The following is a 25,179-nucleotide window of genomic DNA, read 5'->3' on the forward strand; positions in this document are numbered from 1 at the left end:
CAGGTATTCGATCCCCTATTGAGATCTACCTATCCAGCGCGCCCAACAGGAACCTTTTGATTTATATTATAGCCGGACACTATTTCACTTCCTTACTTTTTGTTCACTTAAATAACAACTGGGAGATATTATAGAGGTCATTTCTCCATACATTGAAATCATGTCCTCCCGGTTCTAAATAATATACATGCGGAACTTGATGCTCCAGCAAATAATCATGGGTCCGCTTACTGATATTGAGCAAGCCATCCTGGTCGCCACAGGAGATCCACAGCAGCTTAAGCCTGTCTTTAGCTTCTTTCGCAACAGGTAGCAATTCCTGCGGTAACTTCGTGTTAGGTGCAGAAGAAAAACCACCGACCCAGGCAAACGTGTCGATATGGCCAAGTCCGAAATTCAGGGCCTGCCCCCCACCCATGGACAATCCAAAAATTGCCCGGTGTTCGCGGTCCTTTTTGACGGAGAATCTAGATTCTACATAAGGGATCAGATCATCGAGGAGATCTTTTTCAAAAGTTGAAAATGCAGCGATCCGATCCGGAGCCATTACATTTCCACCGGCGCGGTCATCTGTCATGGCACGGCCATTGGGCATAATCACCAGCATAGGTTCCATTTTTCCTTGCGCATAGAGGTTATCAAAAATAACCTGGGGATTTCCATGTCTCAACCATTCTCGCTCATCTCCTCCAATTCCATGCAACAGATAAAGCACAGGATATTTCTTTGTCGTATTGTATCCCGGTGGTGTATATATGACCGCTTTTCTGGATACACCTACAGTTTTTGACGGATAAACTATAGAATCTATTTTCCCGGTTGATGCCAGTTGCTGCTCAACATCAAATCCTTTGGGTGCAACCTGTTGTGCCTGTACGATCAGGTTGACGGACAAAACGCACAGTGCCGTGCAGATCATCTTTTTCATATTATAATTGGTTTAACAGTACATAAATATCAGGTTAAGCATTCCTATTATTAACAACCCAATTTCAATTAAGCCATCACTTTCCTCTTGAGTACCCGTAATACCGCCGCTACAATAGCGTCGGCGTTTAGGCCATATTTATCCATCAGCGCACTTGGCGGTCCCGATTCACCGAAACTGTCGTTTACAGCTACATATTCTTGCGGAGTAGGCAATTGTTTTGCTAACAGTTGTGCGACACTATCTCCGAGTCCACCGATACGGTTATGTTCTTCGGCTGTAACAACGCAGCCCGTCTTAGTGACAGAAGTCAGTACCGCTTTCTCGTCTAGGGGTTTGATGGTATGGATATTAATGATTTCGGCATCAATACCCAATGTTTCCAATTCTTCCCCCGCACGTATAGCTTCCCAAACGAGATGCCCTGTTGCCAAAATGGTCACTGCATTACCCGGGTTGAGCATCACGGCTTCACCGATCACAAATTGCTGATCTTCGGGTGTAAAAACCGGCACCACTGGCCGTCCAAACCGCAGGTAAACAGGCCCTTCGTGCTTGGCGGCAGCTTTCGTCGCTGCCTTCGTCTGGTTATAATCGCAAGGGTTGATCACCGTCATCCCGGGAAGCATCTTCATCAATCCGATATCTTCCAATATCTGATGCGTCGCTCCATCTTCGCCTAAGGTGAGACCTGCGTGCGAGGCTGCTATTTTTACGTTTTTATCCGAATAGGCGATGGACTGCCGGATCTGATCATATACCCGACCCGTTGAAAAATTGGCAAATGTACCTGTAAACGGTATTTTTCCACCAATGGTAAGTCCAGCCGCAATACCCATCATATTTGCTTCGGCAATGCCGATCTGAAAGAAACGCTCCGGAAAGGCCTTGATGAAATCGTTCATTTTGAGGGAACCGATCAGGTCTGCACAGAGTGCAACCACATTTTCGTCTTCCTTTCCCGCTTCCAGCAAACCGGCTCCAAATCCAGAACGTGTGTCTTTCGATTCTGTGTATGTATATTTTTTCATGTTAATCTATTTCAAAATCACCCTACGATTAGGCAATATAATCTCCCAAAGTTTCTGCATTCTGGTTTAAGGCCAAACTTAGTTGCTCATCGCTGGGCGCTATGCCATGCCATTTATGCGAGCCCATCATAAAATCGACGCCATTACCCATTTCCGTATGGAGCAACACCATTACTGGCAAGCCAACTCCGGTTGAAGCTTGGGCCTTTTGAAGTCCTGAAATCACAGAACCAATATCATTACCACGCATAATCTCAATAACCTTCCAGCCAAATGCCATCCATTTGCGAGGTAGGTCACCCAGCGAAAGGACATCATTGGTAGCCCCATCAATCTGCGCACCATTGTAATCTACAATAGCAATCAAATTGTCCATTTCGTTGTGGGCTGCATACATGGCCGCTTCCCATACCTGCCCTTCCTGCAATTCACCATCGCCCATCAGCACATAAACAAAGCGGTTATCCTTATTTAGTTTTTTTGCTTGAGCAGCGCCAATAGCGACAGAAAGCCCTTGTCCCAAGGATCCCGAAGCGACCCGGATACCTGGCAGTCCTTCATGTGTTGTCGGATGTCCCTGCAACCGTGAGTTGAGTTTTCTGAAAGTAGCAAGTTCATCAATTGGAAAATACCCCGATCGCGCCAACACACTATAAAATACCGGAGAGATATGACCATTGGAAAGGAAAAACAGATCTTCCCCCATACCATTCAAGTCAAAATGATCGTTTCGCTGCATCAACTCGAAGTACAAAGAGACCAACAATTCAGTACAACCCAACGATCCTCCCGGATGCCCCGACTGGCAACCATGTACCATGCGGAGTATATCCCTTCGGACTTGCTTAACAATCGCTTCTAAATTATGTATACTATGTTTTGTCATGACCATCTCAATTGTTACTTTGTGCAGCAACGCGTTTATGATCAGCTAAAAATTGAGCGAGCCCACTGTCCGTCAGCGGATGTTTTAAGAGGGAGAAGATCGCCTGCAAAGGTCCCGTCATAACATCCGCACCAATCTTGGCACAACCTAGTATATGCGCACTATGACGTACCGAAGCCGCAAGAATTTGGGTTTCAAAAGCATAATTATCATAAATGGTCCGTATTTCGCGGATCAGGGCGAGTCCATCGACAGAGATATCATCGAGCCTACCGACAAAAGGAGATACATAAGTTGCTCCGGCTTTGGCAGCCAAGAGTGCCTGCCCGGCAGAAAATACCAGGGTGCAGTTGGTTTTAATTTGCTTTGTACTAAAATATTTAATCGCTTTAATGCCGTCTTCAGTCATCGGAACCTTAACAACAATCTTAGTGTCCAAGGCCGCTAAGAGCAAACCTTCGTCAATCATCCCGTTAAAATCAGTCGAAATCACTTCAGCACTGACATCACCCTCCACAATATCACAGATAGCTTTGTAATGGGCATGTACATGAGTTGTTCCTGTAATGCCCTCTTTGGCCATGAGCGAAGGATTGGTCGTCACTCCATCTAGGACACCTAAATTTTGAGCCATACGAATCTCAGTGAGACTTGCTGTATCGATAAAAAATTTCATTTTTTGAGTTGATTAGTTTTGTATTCGCTAGATCTCTAGCGATTGGTTATAAGGCAAAACTATAGTTTTCAACCAGATAGGATTGCAACAAATAAAAAAAAGAAGGGTAAAAATGTTTAAAACAGATTACCCTTCCAAAAAACTGATCTAAAACGACCTTTTTAAACAACAATTTTGTGCTTATTACACGGATGTGCTTTTTTGCAATTGGATATATTCACTTGGTGTCATTTGATATTTCGCTTTAAAGACTTTTGTAAAATAGTTTGGATTGGCAAATCCCGTCTCGTAAGCAATTTCAGAAATGGACTTATCACTTTTTTCAAGCAAGCCTGCAGCCTTTTCTAGTTTTACCGAGCGTATAAAATCTACAGGTGACATTCCCGTAAGTTCCAGCAACTTATTGTATAGGGAGGCTCGGCTCATCGATGTGTGGGCACTCAGCGCTTCTACCGAAAGTTGTGGATTATCGATATTATCGTGCACATATTTGAGCACTTTTTGTAAAAATTTATCTTTTTCGGACTTAATCGTCATTTCGGGAGCTACAATAGATACCTGTTTACTATAGACTTCCTTGAATGCTTGGTTCAGCTGGAGCAGGCTGTTAACCTTCGCCACCAGTACATCCATATCAAAGGGTTTGGTCAGGTAACCCACCGCCCCAGACTCAAGGCCACAGACAAGACCATTATCGACTTGCGAAGCCGTTAGCAAAACAACAGGGATATGTTTTGTCCGCTTATCCTGTGCAAGCTTCTGTGAAAATTCCATACCATTCATATACGGCATCTGTACATCGCTCACCACAAGGTCAGGATGATGGAAAAGTGCTTTTTGCCAGCCATCCTTCCCGTTGGTAGCCTCGATAACCTGATAATACTCTTTTAAAGACTCGCTGAGGTAATACCTAAAATCTTCATCATCTTCAATAATCAACACAAGTGGGCATTGTCTAAGCTCGGCAGGTTGTGCCAAAGCGATCGCTTCTGGTTCAGGCACACCTTCGTAAACTGGATCAGCTTGATCCAACCATAGATCAAACTTAAAGACACTTCCGCTGTCAGGTTGACTGCTTACCGAAATCTCGCCATGATACATCTGAACAAATGATTGTGCAATTGACAGTCCGATTCCTGAACCTTGGCTCGCCACTTTACCCTCAGTATCATGCTGAAAAAAGCTCTCAAATATCGATTGTTGCAACTGCTCGGGAATTCCGATACCAGTATCCCGCACTTCAAGGTAAACATGCAGCTTTTTATTGACCATATTTACCGAAGATATACTTACGGCGATGTCCCCACCTTTTTTCGTGAATTTAAAAGCATTATAGATCAAATTAAACAAAATACGCTCAACCTTGTTACGGTCAAATCGACAATATAATTTCTCCTGGCAAGGGTAAAAAGAATAATCGATTCCTTTTTGCAAGGCCATGTCCTGAAAAGAGCGGTATACTTCCTGTACAAAAGATACCAATTCACCTTCTTCATCCTGCACTTTCAGTTCATGGTATTCCATTTTTCGAAAATCAAGTAACTGATTGACTAAATTCAACAGGCGGCGCGCGTTACGACTGATCAAATTAAGCTGTTCCCCCAGCTTACTATCTTTATTTTTAGCAACCAATGCATCTATAGGGCCCATGATCAAAGAGATTGGTGTGCGGAATTCATGACTTAAATTAGTTAAAAACCTAATCTTCATTGCATCCAATTGATGTTTGGTCTCTGCATCCCTTTTCTGTTGCTCAATAAGCTGCCGCGCCTGGATACGTTCCTGCTCAATCGCAAATTTTTGCTTTAACTTTTGAATGCCACGATGCCTGATCCATAGAAGTACACCCAACACTGCAAGCACATAAAATAGATAGGCATAAATGGTACGCCAAAACGGTGGAGCAACATGTATAGCAATTGATTTGATCTCCTTGTTCCAAATGCCATCATTATTGCTTGCGCGTACCTCAAAGACATAGTCTCCGGGATCCAAATTTGTATAATAGGCGCTGTTTTCCTTGCCATTGCGAATCCAATTTTTGTCAAAACCGACAAGTCGGTACTCGTATTGGTTATCCTCAGGCACAGTTAGATTTAGAGCCGCAAAAGAAATTGAAAAATTTTGTTTGTACTTCAGGTTGATACGATCGGCAGTCAACAGAGACTGCTGAATTGGACCTTTCTCCGTGGGCTGCACGATCACATTGTCAATTTTTAAATCCGTCAGTGCGACCTTGGCAGGATTGCTATTTGTTTTTAAATGTGCCGGATAAAAATGGTTAAATCCCTTCTGACCGCCAAAGTAAATTTCTCCATCGTCCGTTTTTAACGACGCACCCAGCATAAAAGCACCTTCTTGCAATCCCACGGCATTTGAATAGTTTTTAAACGTATGATGTGCCGGAGAATAACAGCTCAATCCTTTGTTTGTTGAAAACCATATTCTTCCTTTGTCGTCTTCCACAATACTCTGGATAGCACCATTTACTAGTCCATCTTTCTCGGAAAGTGTTTCAAATAGTAATTTCCCTTTTCGTAGCAAGCCTACCCCATTGCCATTTGTTCCAACCCATAAATTCCCATTTTTATCCATATGTATGGCCAATACATAATTGCTTGGAAGCTTATTTTTCGCTTTATCATATTGTGTAGTCCGTTGTTTCAAAGGGTCATACATCACCAGACCCGAGCCGTACGTTCCTATCCACATATTGTGCTCCTGATCTTCCGTTAGCGCACGTATAAAATTCCCCGGCAACTCGATCCCGTCGTCTGGGTGTTCTTCCCGTTTGTATTTTTTGACAGTTCCACTTCCCTTTTGGATGATATTCACACCGCCTCCATTTGTCCCAACCCATGTATTTCCCTGAAAGTCGACTTTCAAACAAAAAATATCGTTATTATTCAAGTTGTCTGTTCTATTCCCAACGGTGTATCTTTTGAGATTTCCTGAAGTGAGATCGTAATTCATCACCCCTTGCTGATAAGTTCCGATCCAAAGTTGATCGAGTTTTCTTTCCAAGGTGAGCACCGTAAGATCTTTAGGCAGGCTCGCAGATAGTACAACAGGCGACAATCGATCCGTCGTTCGATCGTATTTCCAAATACCACCACCATCGACCCCCAGAAAGATCTTATTTTGATAGGCCGCAAACGAAGTCACTATAGCTGGGTCCCCAGTCATTCCTTCCAGGAAATCCAGGCTTTTCAAACTAAATTGACTTAAATTGGTATCGAACTTATTTAAGCCGCCCTGAAATGTACCTATCCAATAGATTCCACTCTTGTCCATAAAAATAGACCGTATCGATTTATGAGAAAGGCTATGTACATTACTTGGATCAGGTTTAAAGGTCCGAACTGTAAAATCGCCGGTATTAAGTACATCGAGACCATTATCCGTTCCGATCCATAAGTCCCGCTTTTGATTGTAACACAACGTATAAATGCGTGGGCTGCTCAAAGCACCTTTTCCTAATCCCGTACCAAATTTTTTGAACTGAACATCGCCAGGACTCAAATATTTAAGTCCAAGCATAGACCCAATCCAGATTCTCCCCTCATCGTCTTCAACAATGGAGGTAACTTCAATCCCATTCCCATACCTCTCCTGCTCCGAAAGGACTTCAAAACGTTTAATAGTCTTTAAATCTGCTGAGATACGAAAAATTCCATTCTCTGAGGATACCCACATGTTACCTCGTCGATCACGAAAGACACAGCCCGTCACTTTACCCGCAAACATTTCCACAATATGTCGATAGGTGGGATCCATCTTCTTTTGTAGATCATTCACATCCACGATAAACAAAGCACCATAGGAAGCGATCCAAATATTTCCGTTTGCGTCGTTATCAATTGCATTAATAGCGGTACTGAGCCATTTACCGTCGGGAGTAAGATTATACGAGCGGATGCGGTCAGCTTCCCGATCATAATAACTTAATCCACCTCCATTAGTACCAATCCATATCCTTCCCTTTCTGTCTTCACTTAAGGCCGATATATGATTTGCCATTAAACTGTTTGCTTTATTGGCATCATAGCGATACACATTGTAATGACGTCCGTCGAAGCGGTTAAGTCCATCCTCTGTTCCTAACCAAAGAAAACCATAGCTATCGCGATAGATACTATAGATGGTATTCGAAGAAAGCCCGTCTTTTGAATAATAGCGTTGAAATGTTACAGGCTGGTTTTGCCCGTACGAAAAAAAGGTCAGCAATATCCAGCTCAATGCCAGTAAAATCCGTATCATATCTTTAGGTATATCATCCCACCATAAAAACTTGAAGTGAGCTGTCAACTAAATTATCAAATTAATCCCTACTAAACTAGTCTCCACTATCATTTACACCATGTAAGGGGTAATTTTTGACATTCTTATCCTTCATTTAAACATTCTTGCTATCCACTAAATTCTCCAATGGCTAGCTTTGATTTACAATTATAAACGGCTTTGAAAGGCGTTCCCAATATAGGGAAAACTATATGCAATCAATGCAACCGGTTGCTATGTCATTATAAAAGAAAATTTAACCAATTATTATACAGCATATGACAGTACCTGATGATCCATGACTGTCCCTTGATTTTTTATCAAAATAATCAAGGGGAATACGGATACAAACGTATCTAGCCAATTAGAGAAAATTTAACCACGAATTCTTCAACCTATTTATCAATCCAAAAATGCGATGATGATTACATGTACAATCACACGAGTAAGGTATTGGAAAAAGCTATGGGGTATAGCTAAGCCATTCACTTTACTGCTGTTCCTGCTTTATGTGGGACAGGCAACACTCTATGCTCAGGCCAAAAGGCAGATAAGGGGCATTGTCGTCGATAGTAACCATAAAAAGGTGAGCGGCGCCTCCATCAGGGTAAAGGGCACCTCGCTAGCCACGGCTACCGATGACAATGGAGTTTTCACGATCCAAGTCCCTGCAGATAATAATTTATTGACCATCTCCAAACTAGGATATGGTCAACTCGAAGTGGATATCCACAATAAGAATACGGTAGAAGTACAGTTAACCGATAAGTCTATCGAAATCGAGGAAACCGTTGTGGTCGGTTACGGTCGTCAGAAAAAAGAAACCGTTGTTGGCGCCATTGCGCAAACTTCCGGTAAAATCCTCGAGCGCGCAGGTGGTGTTTCTAGTGTAGGAGCGGCATTGACCGGTAACGTACCCGGGGTCATTACCACGGCAAGTACCGGTATGCCGGGGGAAGAAGACCCTCGTATTGTGATCCGCGGACGCAGTACCTGGAATAATACCGACCCATTAGTCATGGTCGATGGGGTGGAACGACCATTATCCGCCGTTGATATCAGTTCCATCGAAACTATTTCCGTGCTCAAAGACGCATCAGCAACCGCCGTGTATGGTGTCAGAGGAGCCAACGGCGTTATTTTAATCACCACCAAGCGGGGGAAAGAAGGGCAAATGCTGATACGCGGTACCGTCAACAACATTGTTAAGACCGTGTCCCAACTTCCGGGCAAAATGGATTCATACGATGCATTGATGCTACGCAATAAAGTGATTGAGTATGAATTAGGCATTAACCCTGCAAGTTGGGCCGATTATTCACCACAGGATATTATCAATAAATACCGTTTCCCGGCCGACCAAACGGAACGGGAGCGCTATGTAAATACCGATTGGGCAAAAGAACTCTTTAAAAGCCAAGCATTTTCGCAAAATAGCAGTGTTAATATTGCCGGCGGTACACCATTTGTCAAATACTTTGCCAATGCAGATTATCTCTACGAAGGTGATATGTTCCGCCAGTTTGAAAACGCCAGAGGTTATAAAGCGGGTTATGGATTTAACCGGCTCAATGTACGTTCGAATCTGGATTTCCAGCTTACGCCAACAACAAAATTTTCAACGAATCTAGCGGGCTCCCGTGGTGTCCGAAAAAGTCCATTTGGTGGCGGCAATAATTATTCCTATTGGATTGCAGCCTATACCGTAGCACCGGATGTTATTTACCCACGTTATTCCGATGGTACCTGGGGATTTAATGCGCCAAATCCGAATGCCGGAATAAACTCCGCGCGTGTACTGGCCATCAGTGGAACGGAATATACAACTACAAGTCGCATTACAAGCGATTTCACACTGGAACAGGATCTTAAGTTTTTAGCAAAAGGGCTTAATATACGTGGAACACTCTCGCTGGATAACACTTTTGTTGAAGCCAATCGTGGTATCAACGACGCAAATAATAACACACAGAGCAAGTGGATAGATCCCAAAACTGGACTTCCTACGTATCAGATCCCTTTCGATGGCACCAATAGATTTGATTTTGTGGAGGGTATTGACTGGACAACAGGAGCAGGATTTGTCGACGACAGAGCCACTTACAGAAGATTATTTTATCAGCTACAATTAAATTATGCAACAACCATTGCGCAACACCACAATATTTCGGCAATGGGACTTGTCAACCGAAATCAATACGGTAGGGGGAGCACCGTTCCCTCCTATCGCGAAGACTGGGTATTCCGCACGACCTACAACTATAAAAACAAATATATGCTGGAGTATAACGGCGCATATACAGGATCGGAGAAATTTGCCCCCGAAAACAGATTTGCCTTTTTTAATTCAGGTGGTATTGGCTGGTTAGTTTCGGAAGAAGAGTTTATGAAACCTTTATCCTTTTTGAACACCTTAAAGCTGCGTGGCTCTTATGGGGATATTGGCGACGATAGTGGTGGTGGACAGTTTCTTTATTTAACGCAATGGGCTTATGGCGGTACTTCAGGAATGGGGGTAGATGGCCGGTTTTCCTACTCGGATGGAAATACCAGTCCTTACATCTGGTATAAAGAAAATGTGCTTGGAAACCCCAATATCCGTTGGGAAAAAGTGAAGAAATTAAACTTCGGCGTGGATTTCGGACTGTTCAATGGACAGATTTCCGGAAAGGTAGACTTCTTTAAAGATCATCGGACGAATGTGCTTATCACAGGTGGCGGTCGGTCTATTCCATCCTATTTTGGGGTCGAGGCTCCAACGGCCAACCTTGGAGAGGTAGAAAATAAAGGTTATGAGGTCGAACTGAAATTCAATAAACAACTTAACCCCGATTGGCGGATATGGGCCGATGTCAATTTTACTCATGCCAAGGATAAAGTCATTAATGCCGATGCACCTGAGTTGCTACCCGAATATCAAAAACCGGATAACAAACAGGTGAGTCAAACCTATTCCTATGTTAGCTCCGGATATTATAATACCTGGGATGAACTGTATGGCAGCACCATACATGAAAGCAATGACCTTGCGAAGCTTCCCGGCAATTACCACATCCTGGACTATAACGGCGATGGTATTATCGATGCCAAAGACAATATTCCTTATGCCTTTCCCTCCGTTCCACAAAACACCTACAATTGTACAATTGGGTTTGACTGGAAGAATTTCAGTGTCATGACACAATGGTATGCCGTCAACAATGTGACGCGTCAGGTTGTCTTCAATAGTTTCTCGGGGCAACTAAATTTAGCCTACGATGAAGGTTCTTATTGGTCAAAGGACAATATCAATGCGGATGTACCACTCCCCCGGTGGTTATCCCAGTCAAGCAGCTACGCCCCTGGCAACAGATATATGTTTGACGGTTCATACATTCGATTAAAGACAGCAGAAATTGCTTACAATTTTAATCGCGAATCCGGCGTAATCAAACGCCTGGGCCTTCAAAACCTCCGCCTATTCCTGAATGGCAACAACCTGGTCTTCTGGTCGAAAATGCCGGATGACCGAGAATCCAATTACGCCGGTACCGGTTGGGCTTCTCAAGGAGCCTATCCTACGGTAAAGCGTTTCAATCTAGGTGCAAACATTACTTTTTAAAGCAATTAGACAGATGAAAAAATATTTTAAGGTAATCTTTATAACGGGTGTACTGTGGTCCACTGCCTCACTACTATCCTGCAATAAATATCTAGACAAAGAGGAACAGTCGAATGTATCATCCAAAGAAGCATTTAAAAACTTTATCAACTTTCAGGGTTATACTGAAGAACTGTACAACTGTGTAGTCAATTTCAGCAACAACTACTGGACCAACTCCTGGAACTGGGGTGAAGATGAAATAACTTCCACAGCGAACAACTTTCATTATGTAAACAAGATCGATCAAGGCAATTTTTGGGGTTGGCAAAGGGAATTCGACGGCTGGGGTGCGGGTTGGATGGATCAGGGGGATTTTACCACCAGAAACGACGATGTATTTGCCAATCGTGCCTTCCGAGATCTATGGAGTGCCTCCTGGTTTGGCCTTCGTAAAATAAGCCTTGGCCTAGAGAACATCGATAAACTGACCGAAGCTACGCAGGAGGAAAGAAACCTGATCAAAGGGCAATTGTTATTTTTCAGGGGTTGGTTTCACCACCGGTTGATGGAATACTTTGGCGGTATGCCGTACATCAATTATGTACTCCCAAGTGACGAAAAGCTTCGGTTGCCAAGACTAAGCTACCAGGCCTGTGCAGACCTTGCCGCGGCCGATTTTAGAGAAGCGGCCAACCTCTTGCCGATCGACTGGGACAATACAACCGCTGGAAAGCGTACACTCGGTAAAAACCAGTTGCGCATCAATAAAATCATGGCACTGGCCTATCTTGGCAAAAACTACCTTTGGGCAGGAAGTCCACTGATGAATTTTCAGTCCACCGGAAGTAAAACCTATCAGGCTGATTACTGCAAAAAAGCTGCCCAGGCCTTTGGCGAATTGCTGTCCCTTGTGGAGAGCGGCCAGACAAATTATGCACTGGTACCCCTGGCCAATATTCATTTAAACTTTTACACCACGGGACAAAACTGGGCCATGCCAGGTAGTACAGAGGCCATATTCAGAGGCCCTTATATTGACGCTTGGGTGTCTAACTGGGGAACAAGCAAACAATATATTCCACTGGAGGTTGGAGATGGCGACCTTAAGTTTAATCCAACGGCAAATTATGTCGATTACTATGGCATGAAAAGCGGCTTACCGATCAAGGACATTACCCAGTCCGATGCGGAGTCGGGATACAATGCCGAATACCCCTGGAAAGATCGCGACCCACGCTTTTATAAGGACATTATTTTTGACGGCACAAAAGTCGTACAGGGAAATATGTCGGCATCAGAAGAAAAAAACCGCTATGCCAATCTATTCACAGGCGGAAGCTATCGGGATACCCGTACCGGAAGTCAGACAGGCTACGTCTTACGCAAATTTATCCCTTTAACATCCAATAAATATGATCAAGCCTACAGTTACGGTACCAATCTTCATATTTACGTCCCTTACATGCGTCTTGCTGATGTCTATCTGATGTATGCCGAGTCTGCCCTAATGGCTTCCAATTCGGCTACGGGCAAAGCAGACAATTACGGTAAAACAGCTGTCGATGCCATCAATATCGTACGCGATCGCGCCGGTGTGGGCCATGTAGACAGCAAATTTCTCAGCTCCGCGGCCGCCCTGCTTCCCGAGCTACGTCGCGAACGTGCTGTGGAACTTGCCTTCGAAGGTCACCGTTTTAATGATCTGCGCCGTTGGTTGTTATTGACCGAAGCGCCTTACACCTTAAAGAAAGCAGTTTCGTTTGATCGAGCAGGTATGTTTAACAACCAAGATCCGTCTCAAAATCGCGTAGTCAATATTCAAGAGAACGTTATTCTGGAACGCAAATTTACGAGCAAGCATTATTGGCTGCCACTAAAGGTCAGAGATGTCAATATGTATCCCGAGTTCTATCAGAACCCAGGCTGGTAACGAGTTTTTCATTTAATCATTTAAAAAATGAAGTACAAAAAATTAAGTATAGCACTATGTCTTGGATTAAGCTGGATTGCCACCACGGAAGGAATGGCCAAAGAATCGCTTAATCCAACCATTGGACAATATAAAAATACACATTCAACATGTTCGAAAACTGGTCTTCAGGATAGTATCGGCAAAGACAGTACAACACTTGTACAAGTTGCTTTCCGGAAAGTTCAGAAAAAAGACCTCATGGGCAATGTCCAGTCCATCAACATCCCACAATTGCTCGACAAGAGCTACAACACCTACAGTCTAGAAAATCTCGATGCCTTTATTTCCGGATATAACGGTAATATCTGGGGGATGAGCGGTTATCTGGTCTTAGTGGATGGATTTCCGCGCGACGCCAATAACGTTATGCCGACCGAGATCGATCAGATCAGTGTCCTAAAAGGAGTCAATGCCATTGCACTCTATGGTAGTCGGGCGGCAAAAGGAGTAATCAGCATTAACACCAAACGCGGAAAAGCTGGGGGTCAGCAGATAAAAATCAGGGCCAATAGCGGTATCAATACGGCGATCAGTTATCCGCAATACCTGGGCTCTGCCGAATATATGACGTTATACAACGAGGCCCGGCAAAATGACGGTCTCTCGGCACTCTACGGTGCCGAAACCATCTACCAACATGCAGCTGGAACAAACCCTTTCCGCTACCCAAATGTTGATTATTATTCCTCGGACTATATCAAGGATCATTATAATCGCTACGATGCCACCGCCGAAATCTCAGGCGGAAATCAGCGGGCACAATATTATACCAACTTTGGTTTTTGGTCTGAAGGGTCTATGCTCAATTTTGGACAGGCCAAGAAAAATGGTGGTGCCAATCGATTTAATATGCGTGGCAACATCGACGTCAAAGTCAATGAAATGATCTCGCTCAATGTGGACGCTTCGGCCAGCTTTTACATGTTAAAAGGAGTCAACGCAGATTATTGGGGAGCAGCCGCCATCGCTAGGCCGCATCGCTTCTCCCCACTCATCCCGATCGATATGATCGAAGAAGGTGACATCAATTCGATGGTGTATGTCAACAATAGTAATTTTCTCATCGATGGTAAATACCTTCTGGGGGGAAGTCAGCTGGATCAGACCAATGCCTTTGCTAACATTTATGCCGGTGGCACCAACCGCTATCTCAACCGCCAGTTTCAATTCAATACAGGTTTGAATTTTGACTTGAAAAATATCCTGGAAGGATTGGTTTTCAAAACCAACCTCGCCGTGGACTATCAGTCCAATTACAATCAGGCCTACAACAACAATTATGCAGTATATCAAGCTTCATGGAACAACTATGACGGAAAAGATCGAATCAGTAGCCTTACAAAATATGGGGATGACCGCATTTCGGGTTTGCAAAACATCAGCGGCAGCACCTATCGGCAGACCATCGGACTCAATGGATCCTTAAACTTTAACCGCACCTACGATAACAACCACCATCTTTCGGCAATCCTATTGGCCAATGCATTTCAGATCGCTGCCTCCGGCAGTTACCATAAACTCAGTAATGCCAACCTAGGGCTACAGTTGGGCTACAACTATTCCGGTAAATATTATGTTGATTTTAGTAGCGCCTATAGCCATTCGGCAAAATTACCGCAGGGGAACAGACAGGCCCTCTCCCCGACATTAGCCCTTGCCTGGCGCCTGTCAAAAGAAAACTTTCTTGTCAATAGCAAAGTTGTCAATGACCTAAGATTGTCCGCTTCGGCGGGGATCTTAAACACAGATCTGGACATTAGCGATTATTTCCTGTATCAAGGCTATTATACCTACAACAATGGGGCCTGGTATAGCTGGGCGGATGGCGCATTGGTGCACTCTTTCGACCGACGGAGAGGCGACAATCCAAACATGAAATTTCCAAAACGCAAGGAACTTAACATCAGCCTTGAAGGTGGACTTTACAATAATTTGATCACTTTCAATACATCCTACTTTTTTAACCGCATGAGCGGTGGTTTGGTGCAAGCGGCAACGCAATACCCGATGTATTTTACGACAGGTTGGCCTGTTTATTCGGATCTTCCCTTTATCAATTACAACAGTGACGAACGGCGGGGTGTAGACTTTGGAGTCAATCTGAACAAACAGTTAAACCAAACTTTTGTATCACTGGGACTCAATGGGATGTACTATACAACAAAGGCCGCAAAAAGGGACGAACTTTATCAGTTTAGCTATCAAAATAAAGCCGGGAAACCGCTCGATGCATTATGGGGTTTACAGCATGATGGTTTTTATATGAGCCAGTCCGACATTGACAATTCGGCCTTCTCTTCATTTGGTGAAGTAAAACCGGGTGATATTAAGTATAAAGACCAAAACGGGGACGGCACGATTGATACGCGTGACGAAGTTTATCTGGGCAAAGGCGGATGGAGCGGAGCTCCACTTACATTAGGACTCAACCTGACGGTCAAATGGAACAACTTCACCCTTTTTGCTGCCGCTACAGGCCAGTTTGGTGCCAAGGCCATGAAAAACAGTTCTTACTTTTGGGTAGATGCGGAGGATAAATATTCCGTGGTCGTGCGCGACCGCTGGACAGAGTCGACCAAAGAAACCGCTACTTATCCACGCCTAACTACCTTCAACAGTGATAACAACTTTCGAAGCTCAGATTTTTGGCTTTATAAGACGGATCGCATCAACCTGTCCAAAGTGCAGCTTTCCTACGATTTCCCCAAACGTATACTCAGTTCCAAATTTATCCATGAATTAGGTATTTACGCCAACGGATCCAATCTGTTGATGATTGCAAAGGAAAAAGAAACCATGCAATTGAATATCGGACAAGCGCCTCAAACGCGATTTTTCAACGTCGGCCTAAAGGCTCTATTTTAATCATGAATATTTAAAATGAGAATGATGAAAAAACTATTAACGCTAGCCATCGCGAGTAGCCTGTTATTTTCTTCCTGCGAAGATATGTTTGAACCGGCTCTCGAGAATAATCTTGAAATTGAAACGGCCAATAGCCGCCCGTTATATGCTCAGGGATTGCTTTTAAACGGATACAACCGAATCCCAAGCAATAGCTACAGCTTTGATGACGTTGCGACCGACAATGCGGTGAGCAACGATAAGAACAATACATTTCTAAAAACGGCAACCGGCCAGTGGACAAGTATCAACAACCCCTTTGATCAATGGCGCAACAGCTATTCGGCCATACAATACCTGAACAATTTTCTGTCCTTAACAGACCAGGTTGAATGGGCCATGGAGCCAAAAGTTAGCGCCCTATTCAACGACCGGATGAAAGGCGAAGCCTATGGCCTCCGTGCACTGTTTATGTTCCATCTCCTACAGGCGCATGCCGGCAAGTCAGGCACTGGAGAGATATTGGGCGTTCCGATCCATTTGACTCCTGAGACCGTCAATTCGGATTTCAATCAACCCCGAGCCTCATTTGAAGCCTGTATGCAGCAATTGTACGACGACATCAACAAAGCAGAGGATCTATTGCCGATGGATTATGAAAATATAGCAAGCGATAGCCAGGTTCCAGTTAAATATGCAGGAACCGTAAACGCCAATGATTACAATCGCGTATTTGGCTCCACGTTTAAATTACGGATGACCAAGCGCATTGCACAGGCTATTCGTGCCAGGGCAGCGCTATTAGCAGCAAGTCCAGCATACAGTGAAGGGAGTAAAACGACCTGGGAGCAAGCCGCGATCTATGCGGGGCAGGTCATCCAAGCCAAAGGCGGTGTCAGTGGGATCGACCCTAAAGGATTTACCTGGTACAATAAAGAGGTGGTCGACGGTTTAACCTCTGGCTCCAATCCGGCCGAAATTCTTTGGCGTACAGACAAAGGAAATAGTAACAGTATGGAACAAGATCATTTTCCGCCAACATTATTCGGTAGGGGCCGACTCAACCCAACGCAGAACCTGGTCGATGCCTTCCCTATGGAAAATGGCTATCCCATTGCCGATGCCAATTCGGCCTACAATAAAGCCAATCCTTACGATAAACGGGATCCACGATTGAAGACCTATATCATTGTCAATGGTGCGACAGCAGGTGTGAGCAATTCAGCAATCAATACGACAGCCAATAGTCCGACCAATGACGGCTTGAACAAAGTCGAAACATCCACACGGACGGGTTATTACCTGAAAAAGCTCCTGCGTCAGGATGTCAACCTCAACCCCTCATCTTCTACGCAACAAATGCACTTCAACGCGCGTATACGCATGACGGAAATGTATCTGGCCTATGCCGAGGCGGCCAATGAAGCTTGGGGACCTACAGGTATGGGTACCTTTACGTTCTCGGCCTACGACATCATCAAAGCTATTCGCCGGCGTGCAGGTGTCGGCACCAACAATGGCGACCCTTACCTGGAGCAAGTCAAAAATAATAAAGATCAAATGCGGCAGCTGATCCGAAACGAACGCCGACTGGAGCTTTGCTTTGAAGGATTCCGGTTTTGGGATCTTCGCCGTTGGAAAATGGATATCAATGTCGCCGCCAAGGGCATGAGTATCAACAACAACAGCTATACCGAAATACCTGTCGAGAATAGACTCTATGAAAACTATATGAATTACGGCCCAATCCCGTACAGCGAGGTACTTAAATACAGCAATCTTGTACAAAATATAGGTTGGAATTAAACTTAACATGCACACGATGAAAAAAATCAATATCCTGTACGCAATGGCTTTAGTAAGTTTGGCGTCCTGCAAAAATAACGACTGGGAGTTCCCTGACTTTGAATTTCAATCGGTATACTTCGCTTATCAGACACCGGTCAGAACAGTGACCCTGGGCGAAGACATCTTTGACAATAGCCTCGACAACCAACATAAGGTCAAAGTCATGGCAACTACAGGCGGCGTGTACAACAACAAAAAAGATATTCGTATCGACTTCGTTGTCGACAACAGTCTCACAAATGGGCTTCACTACCCAAATGGGCGGGCTGTTACCGCACTGCCTGACAATTATTATCAGCTTGCCAGCAACCAGATCAGCATTCCCAGCGGTAGCCTCACGGGCGGTGTGGAGGTACAGCTGACCGACGCGTTTTTTGCCGACCCCAAGTCGTTGGAAACCTATTACGTTTTACCGCTCCGGATGACAAAGGTTGTCAATGCCGATTCAATACTCTCCGGTAAAACCTCATTACAGACTGCCAATAGGGCAATTGCATCCGACTGGGACGCTGCACCGAAAGATTTTATCTTCTATGCCCTCAAATATATCAATCCCTGGCATGGCAATTACCTTCGCCGCGGTACCGATCAGATCGTTGGCAAAGGCGCCAACAGTAGCTTGACAAAAAGCGTTGTCAGGCATCAGGCCTACGTCGAAAAAGATGAAGTCAAAAACATCAGTACGGCAGCACTTAAGAAATCAGTCTTGCCCCTATCTTTTAAGGGAGCAGGTGATGTCAATATCAATGTCAATCTGAACCTATCTTTTGACGACGACAACAATTGCAGTGTTAGCTCGGCTAGTGCCGGCGTATCAGCTACCGGAAGTGGAAAATTCGTCAAACGGGGCGAAAAAAACAGCTGGGGCAATGCAGACCGAGACGCACTATATCTATCCTACACGATCGATATGGCACAAATGACCGTCACAAGCAAGGATACCCTCGTTATGCGGGACCGATCCGTAAAAATGGAAACTTTTACGCCCGTCAAAAAGTAGTATCAATTCAATAACGAACAACGATGAAAAAAATCAATAAAACTATCGTCATCCTACTTTCGCTCGGCACTGTCTGGAGTTCCTGCTCCAAATATCAACCCTTGGAATTTGCTGTTGATAAACCGCAGGAAGTGCTGGCGCAGGAAGATATAAATGCCTACAATCCCCTGAAAACTTATTTAGACAAACAGGCAAACCCCGCATTTAAACTTGGTGTCGCGCTCAATATGAACGATTATTTTAATAAAGGAGTACTCTACCGCTTGGCTAATCGTAATTTCGAAGAAATGGTGATGGGCTATGAAATGAAGCATGGTTCCATTGTGCAAGCCGACGGAAACCTGAATCTATCTCGTGTAGAACAGCTGATCACAGCTGCACAGGAAAACAACATGGCACTGTATGGCCACACGTTGTGCTGGCATTCGGGACAGAATGCCGCCTACCTGAATAAGTTAATGGCTCCTGTGGTTATACCAGGTTCTGGAGGACCAGCTCTAGCGGGACATGCACTAAAAATGAGCAATCCCTCTGTTGTCAATGCCTGGGAAGCACAGACAGCCACAGACATTAACCCAACGGAAGTGGGTAAAGAATATGTTTTGAAGATTGTGGCCCGAGGTAGCAAAACAGGCAATATTGGTATTGATCTGCAGAGCACCTCCAATTATACGGGCGACAATATGGGTTCATTGGCATTAACAACAAGCTACAAAGAATACGAACTCAAAGTCACCGCAACTGCAGCGCGTAACCGTTTTATCATCAATTTTGGTCAATATGATGGAACTATTTTCATCGACAAAGTCGTGCTGACAAAAACAGGTAGTTCGGCAAGCCTTATTGCCAACAGTGATTTTGAAAACAATATTGATGGTTGGTTTGGCTGGGGAAACAATTCCTCCAGAGCGCAGTCCGCCAATGGCGAAGGTTATGGAAGCCCTGGGGGCAGCACGATCGAGAAAACCCCTGCCGAGAAAGAAGCCATTCTCGCAAAAGCGATGGAGACATTTATTGCCGGCATGCTTGAGAAAACCAAAGGCTACATCAAGGCTTGGGACGTAGTCAACGAACCGATGTCCGACTGGCCCGACCAATATGCCCTAAAGACGGGAGTCGGCAAAACCGATCTGGCGGATGATGAATTCTACTGGCAGGATTATTTGGGTAAAGATTATGCCGTGAAAGCCTTCCAGTTTGCCCGCAAATATGGTAATGCCAATGATCTCCTTTTCATCAATGACTATGGCTTGGAAGGCAGTGGCAACAAATGTAAAGGGCTCATCGCCTATGTCGGCTACATCGAAGGCAAAGGGGCCAAAGTGGATGGAATCGGCACTCAGATGCACATCGATATCAATACCAGTAAAGACCAAATCGTCAGCATGTTCAATCTATTGGCCGCAACCGGCAAGCTGATTAAAGTGTCTGAGCTCGATATCGGCCTTGGAAACGGCATAAAGACCAGCAATGCAACAGCTGAAATGTATCAGAAACAAGCTGACTTATACAAGTTTGTCGTTGAGAAATACCTCGAGATCATTCCCAAGGATAAACAGTACGGTATCACCCTATGGAGCCCATTGGATAGTCCAGACCAAGAGGGTTCATTCTGGCGACGTGGAGAGCCCATCGGCTTATGGACCGAAGGATTTGTTCGAAAGCCAGCCTACCAGGCTGTTGCTAAGGCATTGTCAGCTAAAAAATAAGATCATTAATCACCCTTTAAATATGTAAATTATGAGAACAAACAACATGTGGTTATTGCTGATCTTTTTATTAGCTATTTTTTCCAGCTGCTCACGGCTGGAAGAAAAAACATTGACCAGCGAATCCGAAAGAAGTCTTAAATCCAATGTTTCCGCGCAAGCCGTTACAAGCTGGCCGCGGCCAACCCCGACCCTACATGTCGGAGGCAAGTACCTCAAAGATCCCTGCGACAATAACATTGTCCTGCATGGGGTAGCCATTACGCCAAGCCCTTGGTTCAATGGCTGTCAGTATGGAGCCAACTCGGGCTACTGCACCTGGGACAATTACAATGTGCAGGGCGCGCTCAATTACAACAAGGCGGTCATGGACAAGCTCAGCAGCGCCGCCGACGGTTGGTACCTCAATTATATCCGTCTGCATATTGATCCTTATTGGACCAATGATCCAGGTGCACCCATTCCCGAAGACGATATCTCACGGTTCAACTACAATCGTCTGGTTACCTACACCGACCAGGTCATTGTCCCCTTAATCAATCATGCCCGCAGCCGCGGTATGTATGTCATCTTGCGTCCTCCAGGTGTATGTCCGCACCGTATCGCCGTCAATGATGCCTATCATACCTATCTCAAGACCGTATGGACCTTTCTGTCGCAGCACACTGCCCTGAAAAATGCAGACAATGTGATGTTTGAATTGGCTAACGAGCCTGTTGAAATCCTTGGGACGAACGGTACTTGGGGAATGACGGGAAATGAACATTTTGCCGCGCTGAAAAATTTCTTTCAGCCCTTAGTCAATATCATCCGTAACAACGGAGCCAACAACGTCTGCTGGATACCCGGTACCGGTTGGCAATCCCATTACCAAGGCTACGTCAATAACCAGATTACGGGTGGCAACATTGGCTATGCGGTACACATTTATCCCGGTTATTGGGGCGGTGTCAATACCTATCAAGCTTTCCAAAATGCCTGGAATACCAATGTCAAACCTATTGCTGACATTGCGCCAATCGCTATTACAGAGACCGACTGGGCTCCACAGGGATATGGTACTTTCGGCACTGGATCTACGGGCACCGCTGGTGGTAATGGTTTTGGTGCAAATTTGAAATATATCGTCGATCAATCGGGCAATGTCAGCTGGAACCTCCTTGCCCCCGACGACCTGCTTCACAAAGGAGACCCCAATGCCGGCACCGCCTTTAATAACGATTGGGAGGCCTGCGCTGCACCGAGCAAACAATGGTTTCAGCAATATGCCGCCTCCAATTACCCCATGTCTAACTGCACCGTCACCAGCTTGGTGAACAATGGGATTTACGAAATTGAATTTCAGACCGATGCCAACAAAGTCCTTGATTTGAAATCAGGGGAAGATGCCAACGGTGCAGCACTCAGACCCTGGACCCGAAATGGTGCAAACGCACAGCGCTGGGTAGCCATCGATGCAGGCAATGGTTACTGGCGCTTTGTCTCCAAAGCAAGCGCAAGCAGTCGTTGCATCGATCTGACAAGTAACAGCAATGTACTCGGAACTGCCATCCGGCTCTGGCAGAACTATGGCAATGATGCGCAGGCCTGGAAGGTCACAGCTGTAGCTAATGGCTATTACAAAATTACCTCAAAGGTAGATGCCACACGCGGTTGGGATGTACCCAGCTGTACGATGGATGGCAACTCCAATCTGCAGCTTTGGGATTACTATGGTACATCCTGTCAGTTGTTTAAATTCAAATTTATAGCGATGAACTAAAGGTCATCTTTTCGCGGTAAGCTATTCTTACCGCGAAATAGTTTATTTTAATCACATGAAAAACTTCACCATGCGACAAACACAATTTAAAATCCTGTTAATGATCTTCCTACTATGCGGTTTTTCAGGTACAGCAGCGTTCGCCCAAGACAAAAACTTCCATATTTACCTTTGCTTTGGACAATCCAATATGGAAGGGCACGGTAAATTCGAAGCACAGGATACCATGGCCATCGAACGGTTCAAGGTACTATCGGCAGTAGATTGCCCCGATTTAGGGCGGCAATATGGCCAATGGTCGCCGGCCCGGGCACCACTCACACGCTGCCACACTGGACTTACACCTGCAGATTATTTTGGCCGAACACTTGTAGAAAATCTTCCCAAAAATATTGAGGTCGGTGTCATCAACGTTTCAGTAGGTGGCTGTCATATTCAATTATTTGATCAGGACAGCACAGCAAGTTATGTTGCAAAGTCACCGGAATGGATGAAATCCATGCTTGCTGCCTATGACAACAATCCTTATCAGAGACTGGTAGCCCTAGCCAGGATGGCGCAGCAGAAAGGTGTTATCAAAGGTATTTTGCTTCATCAGGGTGAGTCCAACACTGGCGATCGGCAATGGCCCAATAAAGTAAAAAAAGTCTATGAAAGCCTCCTGCGCGATTTGCACCTGAGCGCCCAAGATGTCCCGCTGCTTGCCGGCGAACTCCTTTCGGCCGAAGCCGGCGGTAAATGCGCAAGCATGAACGCTATCATTCAGACACTGCCCGCTACCATCCCTACTGCCCATATCATCTCCTCCAAAGGCTGTGCAGGTATTGGCGACGGACTGCATTTCAGTCCTGCGGGATACCGGCAGCTAGGCAAAAACTATGCGGCAAGCATGCTTAAGATTCTGAAGAAAACAAAATCTTTTTAGTTCTTCCTCCGGGGTTTGAATCCAGTCTATACCATAGCTACACTAAAACAATCTACGTAATTTTTAGTACGGTAGCTATGGTATTTCGAACAAAACTGTCGGGTATCTGAACCTCAAGAGCATCGTCGAGCTGCCGAAAAGATATCCGATCATTAATGCCCAGCAGCTGTATCCTGCTGACCGCACGTGGATCGGGTGCGGAACGCCCCAATGACTTGATTCTAATCTCCTTTCCGGTCGGTGTTCCCATAATAAAGGCATACAGTACATTTCCCTTTGTCGTAAAACGAACATCCTCCCCGGTAAAAGCTTTTCCTTTTCCCTCGTTGAACCCCTGAACACTTAGTGAAGGAGCCTCCTCCTGTGCAGGGCCCTCGCCAAAAATATGCCATGGCCTGGTTCCGATAATAGCTTCCCGGTGTAGAGCCATCCAGCCCCCTATACCCTCAACCACTCCCCTTGCTTTTTCATCGATAGATCCATCACCGCGCAATGGTACACTCAGTAATAAATTGCCATTTTTGCTGACCACGTCTATCAGCATATGAATAATGGTCTTAGCGGATTTATATTGATTATTATCATAAATCCGGCGGTCATAATGCCAAGCCCCTATACAGGTACAGGTCTGCCAGGGCTGTGGCTCGATGGTATTGCTCTGCCCCCGTTCGATATCCCATACTAGACATTTACGCTGCTGTTCATTGAGGATTTTGCCATTAATTACCACATCAACCTTGCCTTTATTTGCCTGCATGCTTTTATTGTAAAAATCAGCTGCGATCTCCAAGCCAACATTGCTTATTGGATAAAGTGGCAGCACCGTATCGTCAAAATAAACGATATCTGGCCGGTAGCTGTCCATCAGTTCCAGGGTACGCGCTTTGAAATTTTCACAATAGGCTCTGTCAGGTACGCTCACCCCGGAGTCGACATCCCAATGCCACTGCCGATGAACCGTGTGATCATCCGTGCTGTCCAGACTCAGTTGATGATCCTGGGCATAAAGCTCCTGTGGATCGTAATCTGCCCACCATTTTCCCGCACCATCTTTTTTTGTTAGTTTCCCATCATAAGGAACTCCTGCAAACTTGCCTTCTTTATCACTTCGCTGAGCAGTTTCGTACCAGGTCCAGGCATGTGCTGCGTGTACACTCACGCCAAATTTAAGACCTCTTTTTCTTGCGGCACGTTCCCAGCCGCCAACAAGATCTTTTTTAGGTCCGACATTGACACTATTCCAGCGATGGTGACTGCTGCGATAAAGATCCAGATTATCATGATGGTTGGCCAGAGCCATAAAATACTGTGCACCGGCATTCTTATACAGCTCCATCAGCTCCTCCGGATTCCAGTTTTCGGCTTTCCATTGATGGATCACATCCTTAAAACCAAAAACAGAAGGATGTCCATACTTTTCAAGATGATATTGATATTGGTCCGATCCCTCCTGATACATGCCACGGGCGTACCAATCACCGCGCTCAGGCTGGCATTGTGGTCCCCAATGTGCCCAGATGCCAAATTTGGCATCGCGAAACCAATCAGGTACCTGATAGTTTTCCAATGAACGCCAGTCGGGATGAAAAGGAGCTTTCCCCAGATAGGCGTAGGCAGCGCTGAATTTACCAAGGAAAAGGGTCGGAATAGTTGCACCGAGAAACTTAATTGCTGTTCTTCTATTCATTATACAATGATCTTCGGTCAGAATGCCTAAGCCAAAATTGTGGGACA

The 25,179-nt window shown here is 45.1% G+C and carries 14 protein-coding genes; 8 read left to right on the top strand and 6 right to left on the bottom strand.

Going from position 1 to position 25,179, the window contains the following annotated elements; translation table 11 throughout:
• Positions 1–103 precede the first annotated feature (103 nt).
• From HMAT_RS08280 to HMAT_RS08300, 5 genes are all read right to left on the bottom strand, one after another.
• Positions 104–928 carry an esterase family protein gene (locus HMAT_RS08280; protein ID WP_104382268.1) on the bottom strand — a complete coding sequence of 275 codons (825 nt, stop codon included), beginning with the start codon at positions 926–928 and terminating at the stop codon, positions 104–106.
• Between the two features lie 68 nt (positions 929–996).
• Positions 997–1,959: a transketolase family protein gene (locus tag HMAT_RS08285; RefSeq protein ID WP_104382269.1), complete on the bottom strand. Its 963-nt coding sequence runs from the start codon at positions 1,957–1,959 to the stop codon at positions 997–999.
• A gap of 28 nt (positions 1,960–1,987) precedes the next feature.
• Positions 1,988–2,845, bottom strand: coding sequence for a transketolase (locus HMAT_RS08290; RefSeq protein WP_233789148.1), 858 nt, complete (start codon positions 2,843–2,845; stop codon positions 1,988–1,990).
• Positions 2,846–2,852: 7 nt separating this feature from the next.
• Complete coding sequence (gene fsa, locus HMAT_RS08295; RefSeq protein WP_104382271.1) at positions 2,853–3,521, bottom strand: fructose-6-phosphate aldolase; 669 nt, start codon at positions 3,519–3,521, stop codon at positions 2,853–2,855.
• A gap of 183 nt (positions 3,522–3,704) precedes the next feature.
• Positions 3,705–7,781 (bottom strand): hybrid sensor histidine kinase/response regulator transcription factor, encoded by a 4,077-nt coding sequence (locus HMAT_RS08300; protein ID WP_104382272.1) that lies wholly within the window; start codon positions 7,779–7,781, stop codon positions 3,705–3,707.
• A gap of 439 nt (positions 7,782–8,220) precedes the next feature.
• Between HMAT_RS08300 and HMAT_RS08305 the strand changes: the two genes are divergently transcribed.
• The 8 genes from HMAT_RS08305 to HMAT_RS08340 are packed head-to-tail and all read left to right on the top strand — an operon-like array spanning position 8,221 to position 23,445.
• Positions 8,221–11,403 (top strand): SusC/RagA family TonB-linked outer membrane protein, encoded by a 3,183-nt coding sequence (locus HMAT_RS08305; RefSeq protein ID WP_233789149.1) that lies wholly within the window; start codon positions 8,221–8,223, stop codon positions 11,401–11,403.
• 13 nt (positions 11,404–11,416) lie between these two features.
• Entirely contained in the window at positions 11,417–13,315 is a 1,899-nt protein-coding gene (locus HMAT_RS08310; protein WP_046675262.1) for a RagB/SusD family nutrient uptake outer membrane protein, read from the top strand.
• Positions 13,316–13,342: 27 nt separating this feature from the next.
• The gene (locus tag HMAT_RS08315; protein WP_104382274.1) at positions 13,343–16,222 is read left to right on the top strand and encodes a SusC/RagA family TonB-linked outer membrane protein; all 2,880 of its coding nucleotides are present in this window, start codon (positions 13,343–13,345) and stop codon (positions 16,220–16,222) included.
• Positions 16,223–16,243: 21 nt separating this feature from the next.
• Positions 16,244–18,007: a RagB/SusD family nutrient uptake outer membrane protein gene (locus HMAT_RS08320; protein WP_233789150.1), complete on the top strand. Its 1,764-nt coding sequence runs from the start codon at positions 16,244–16,246 to the stop codon at positions 18,005–18,007.
• Between the two features lie 16 nt (positions 18,008–18,023).
• Positions 18,024–19,049, top strand: coding sequence for a DUF5627 domain-containing protein (locus HMAT_RS08325; protein ID WP_104382276.1), 1,026 nt, complete (start codon positions 18,024–18,026; stop codon positions 19,047–19,049).
• 23 nt (positions 19,050–19,072) lie between these two features.
• On the top strand, positions 19,073–20,758 hold the full coding sequence (locus HMAT_RS08330) for an endo-1,4-beta-xylanase (RefSeq protein ID WP_104382277.1): 1,686 nt from the start codon (positions 19,073–19,075) through the stop codon (positions 20,756–20,758).
• 31 nt (positions 20,759–20,789) lie between these two features.
• A complete protein-coding gene (locus HMAT_RS08335) occupies positions 20,790–22,520 on the top strand; it encodes an RICIN domain-containing protein (RefSeq protein WP_104382278.1) in 1,731 nt (576 codons plus the stop codon).
• Positions 22,521–22,575: 55 nt separating this feature from the next.
• Positions 22,576–23,445, top strand: coding sequence for a sialate O-acetylesterase (locus HMAT_RS08340; protein ID WP_233789151.1), 870 nt, complete (start codon positions 22,576–22,578; stop codon positions 23,443–23,445).
• Between the two features lie 52 nt (positions 23,446–23,497).
• Here the strand turns inward: HMAT_RS08340 and HMAT_RS08345 are convergent, their stop codons facing one another.
• Complete coding sequence (locus tag HMAT_RS08345; protein WP_104382280.1) at positions 23,498–25,132, bottom strand: alpha-L-fucosidase; 1,635 nt, start codon at positions 25,130–25,132, stop codon at positions 23,498–23,500.
• Positions 25,133–25,179: the final 47 nt, after the last annotated feature.

Origin of the sequence: Sphingobacterium sp. HMA12 (assembly GCF_002933815.1) — a bacterium.
In the GTDB taxonomy this organism is placed as follows: domain Bacteria; phylum Bacteroidota; class Bacteroidia; order Sphingobacteriales; family Sphingobacteriaceae; genus Sphingobacterium.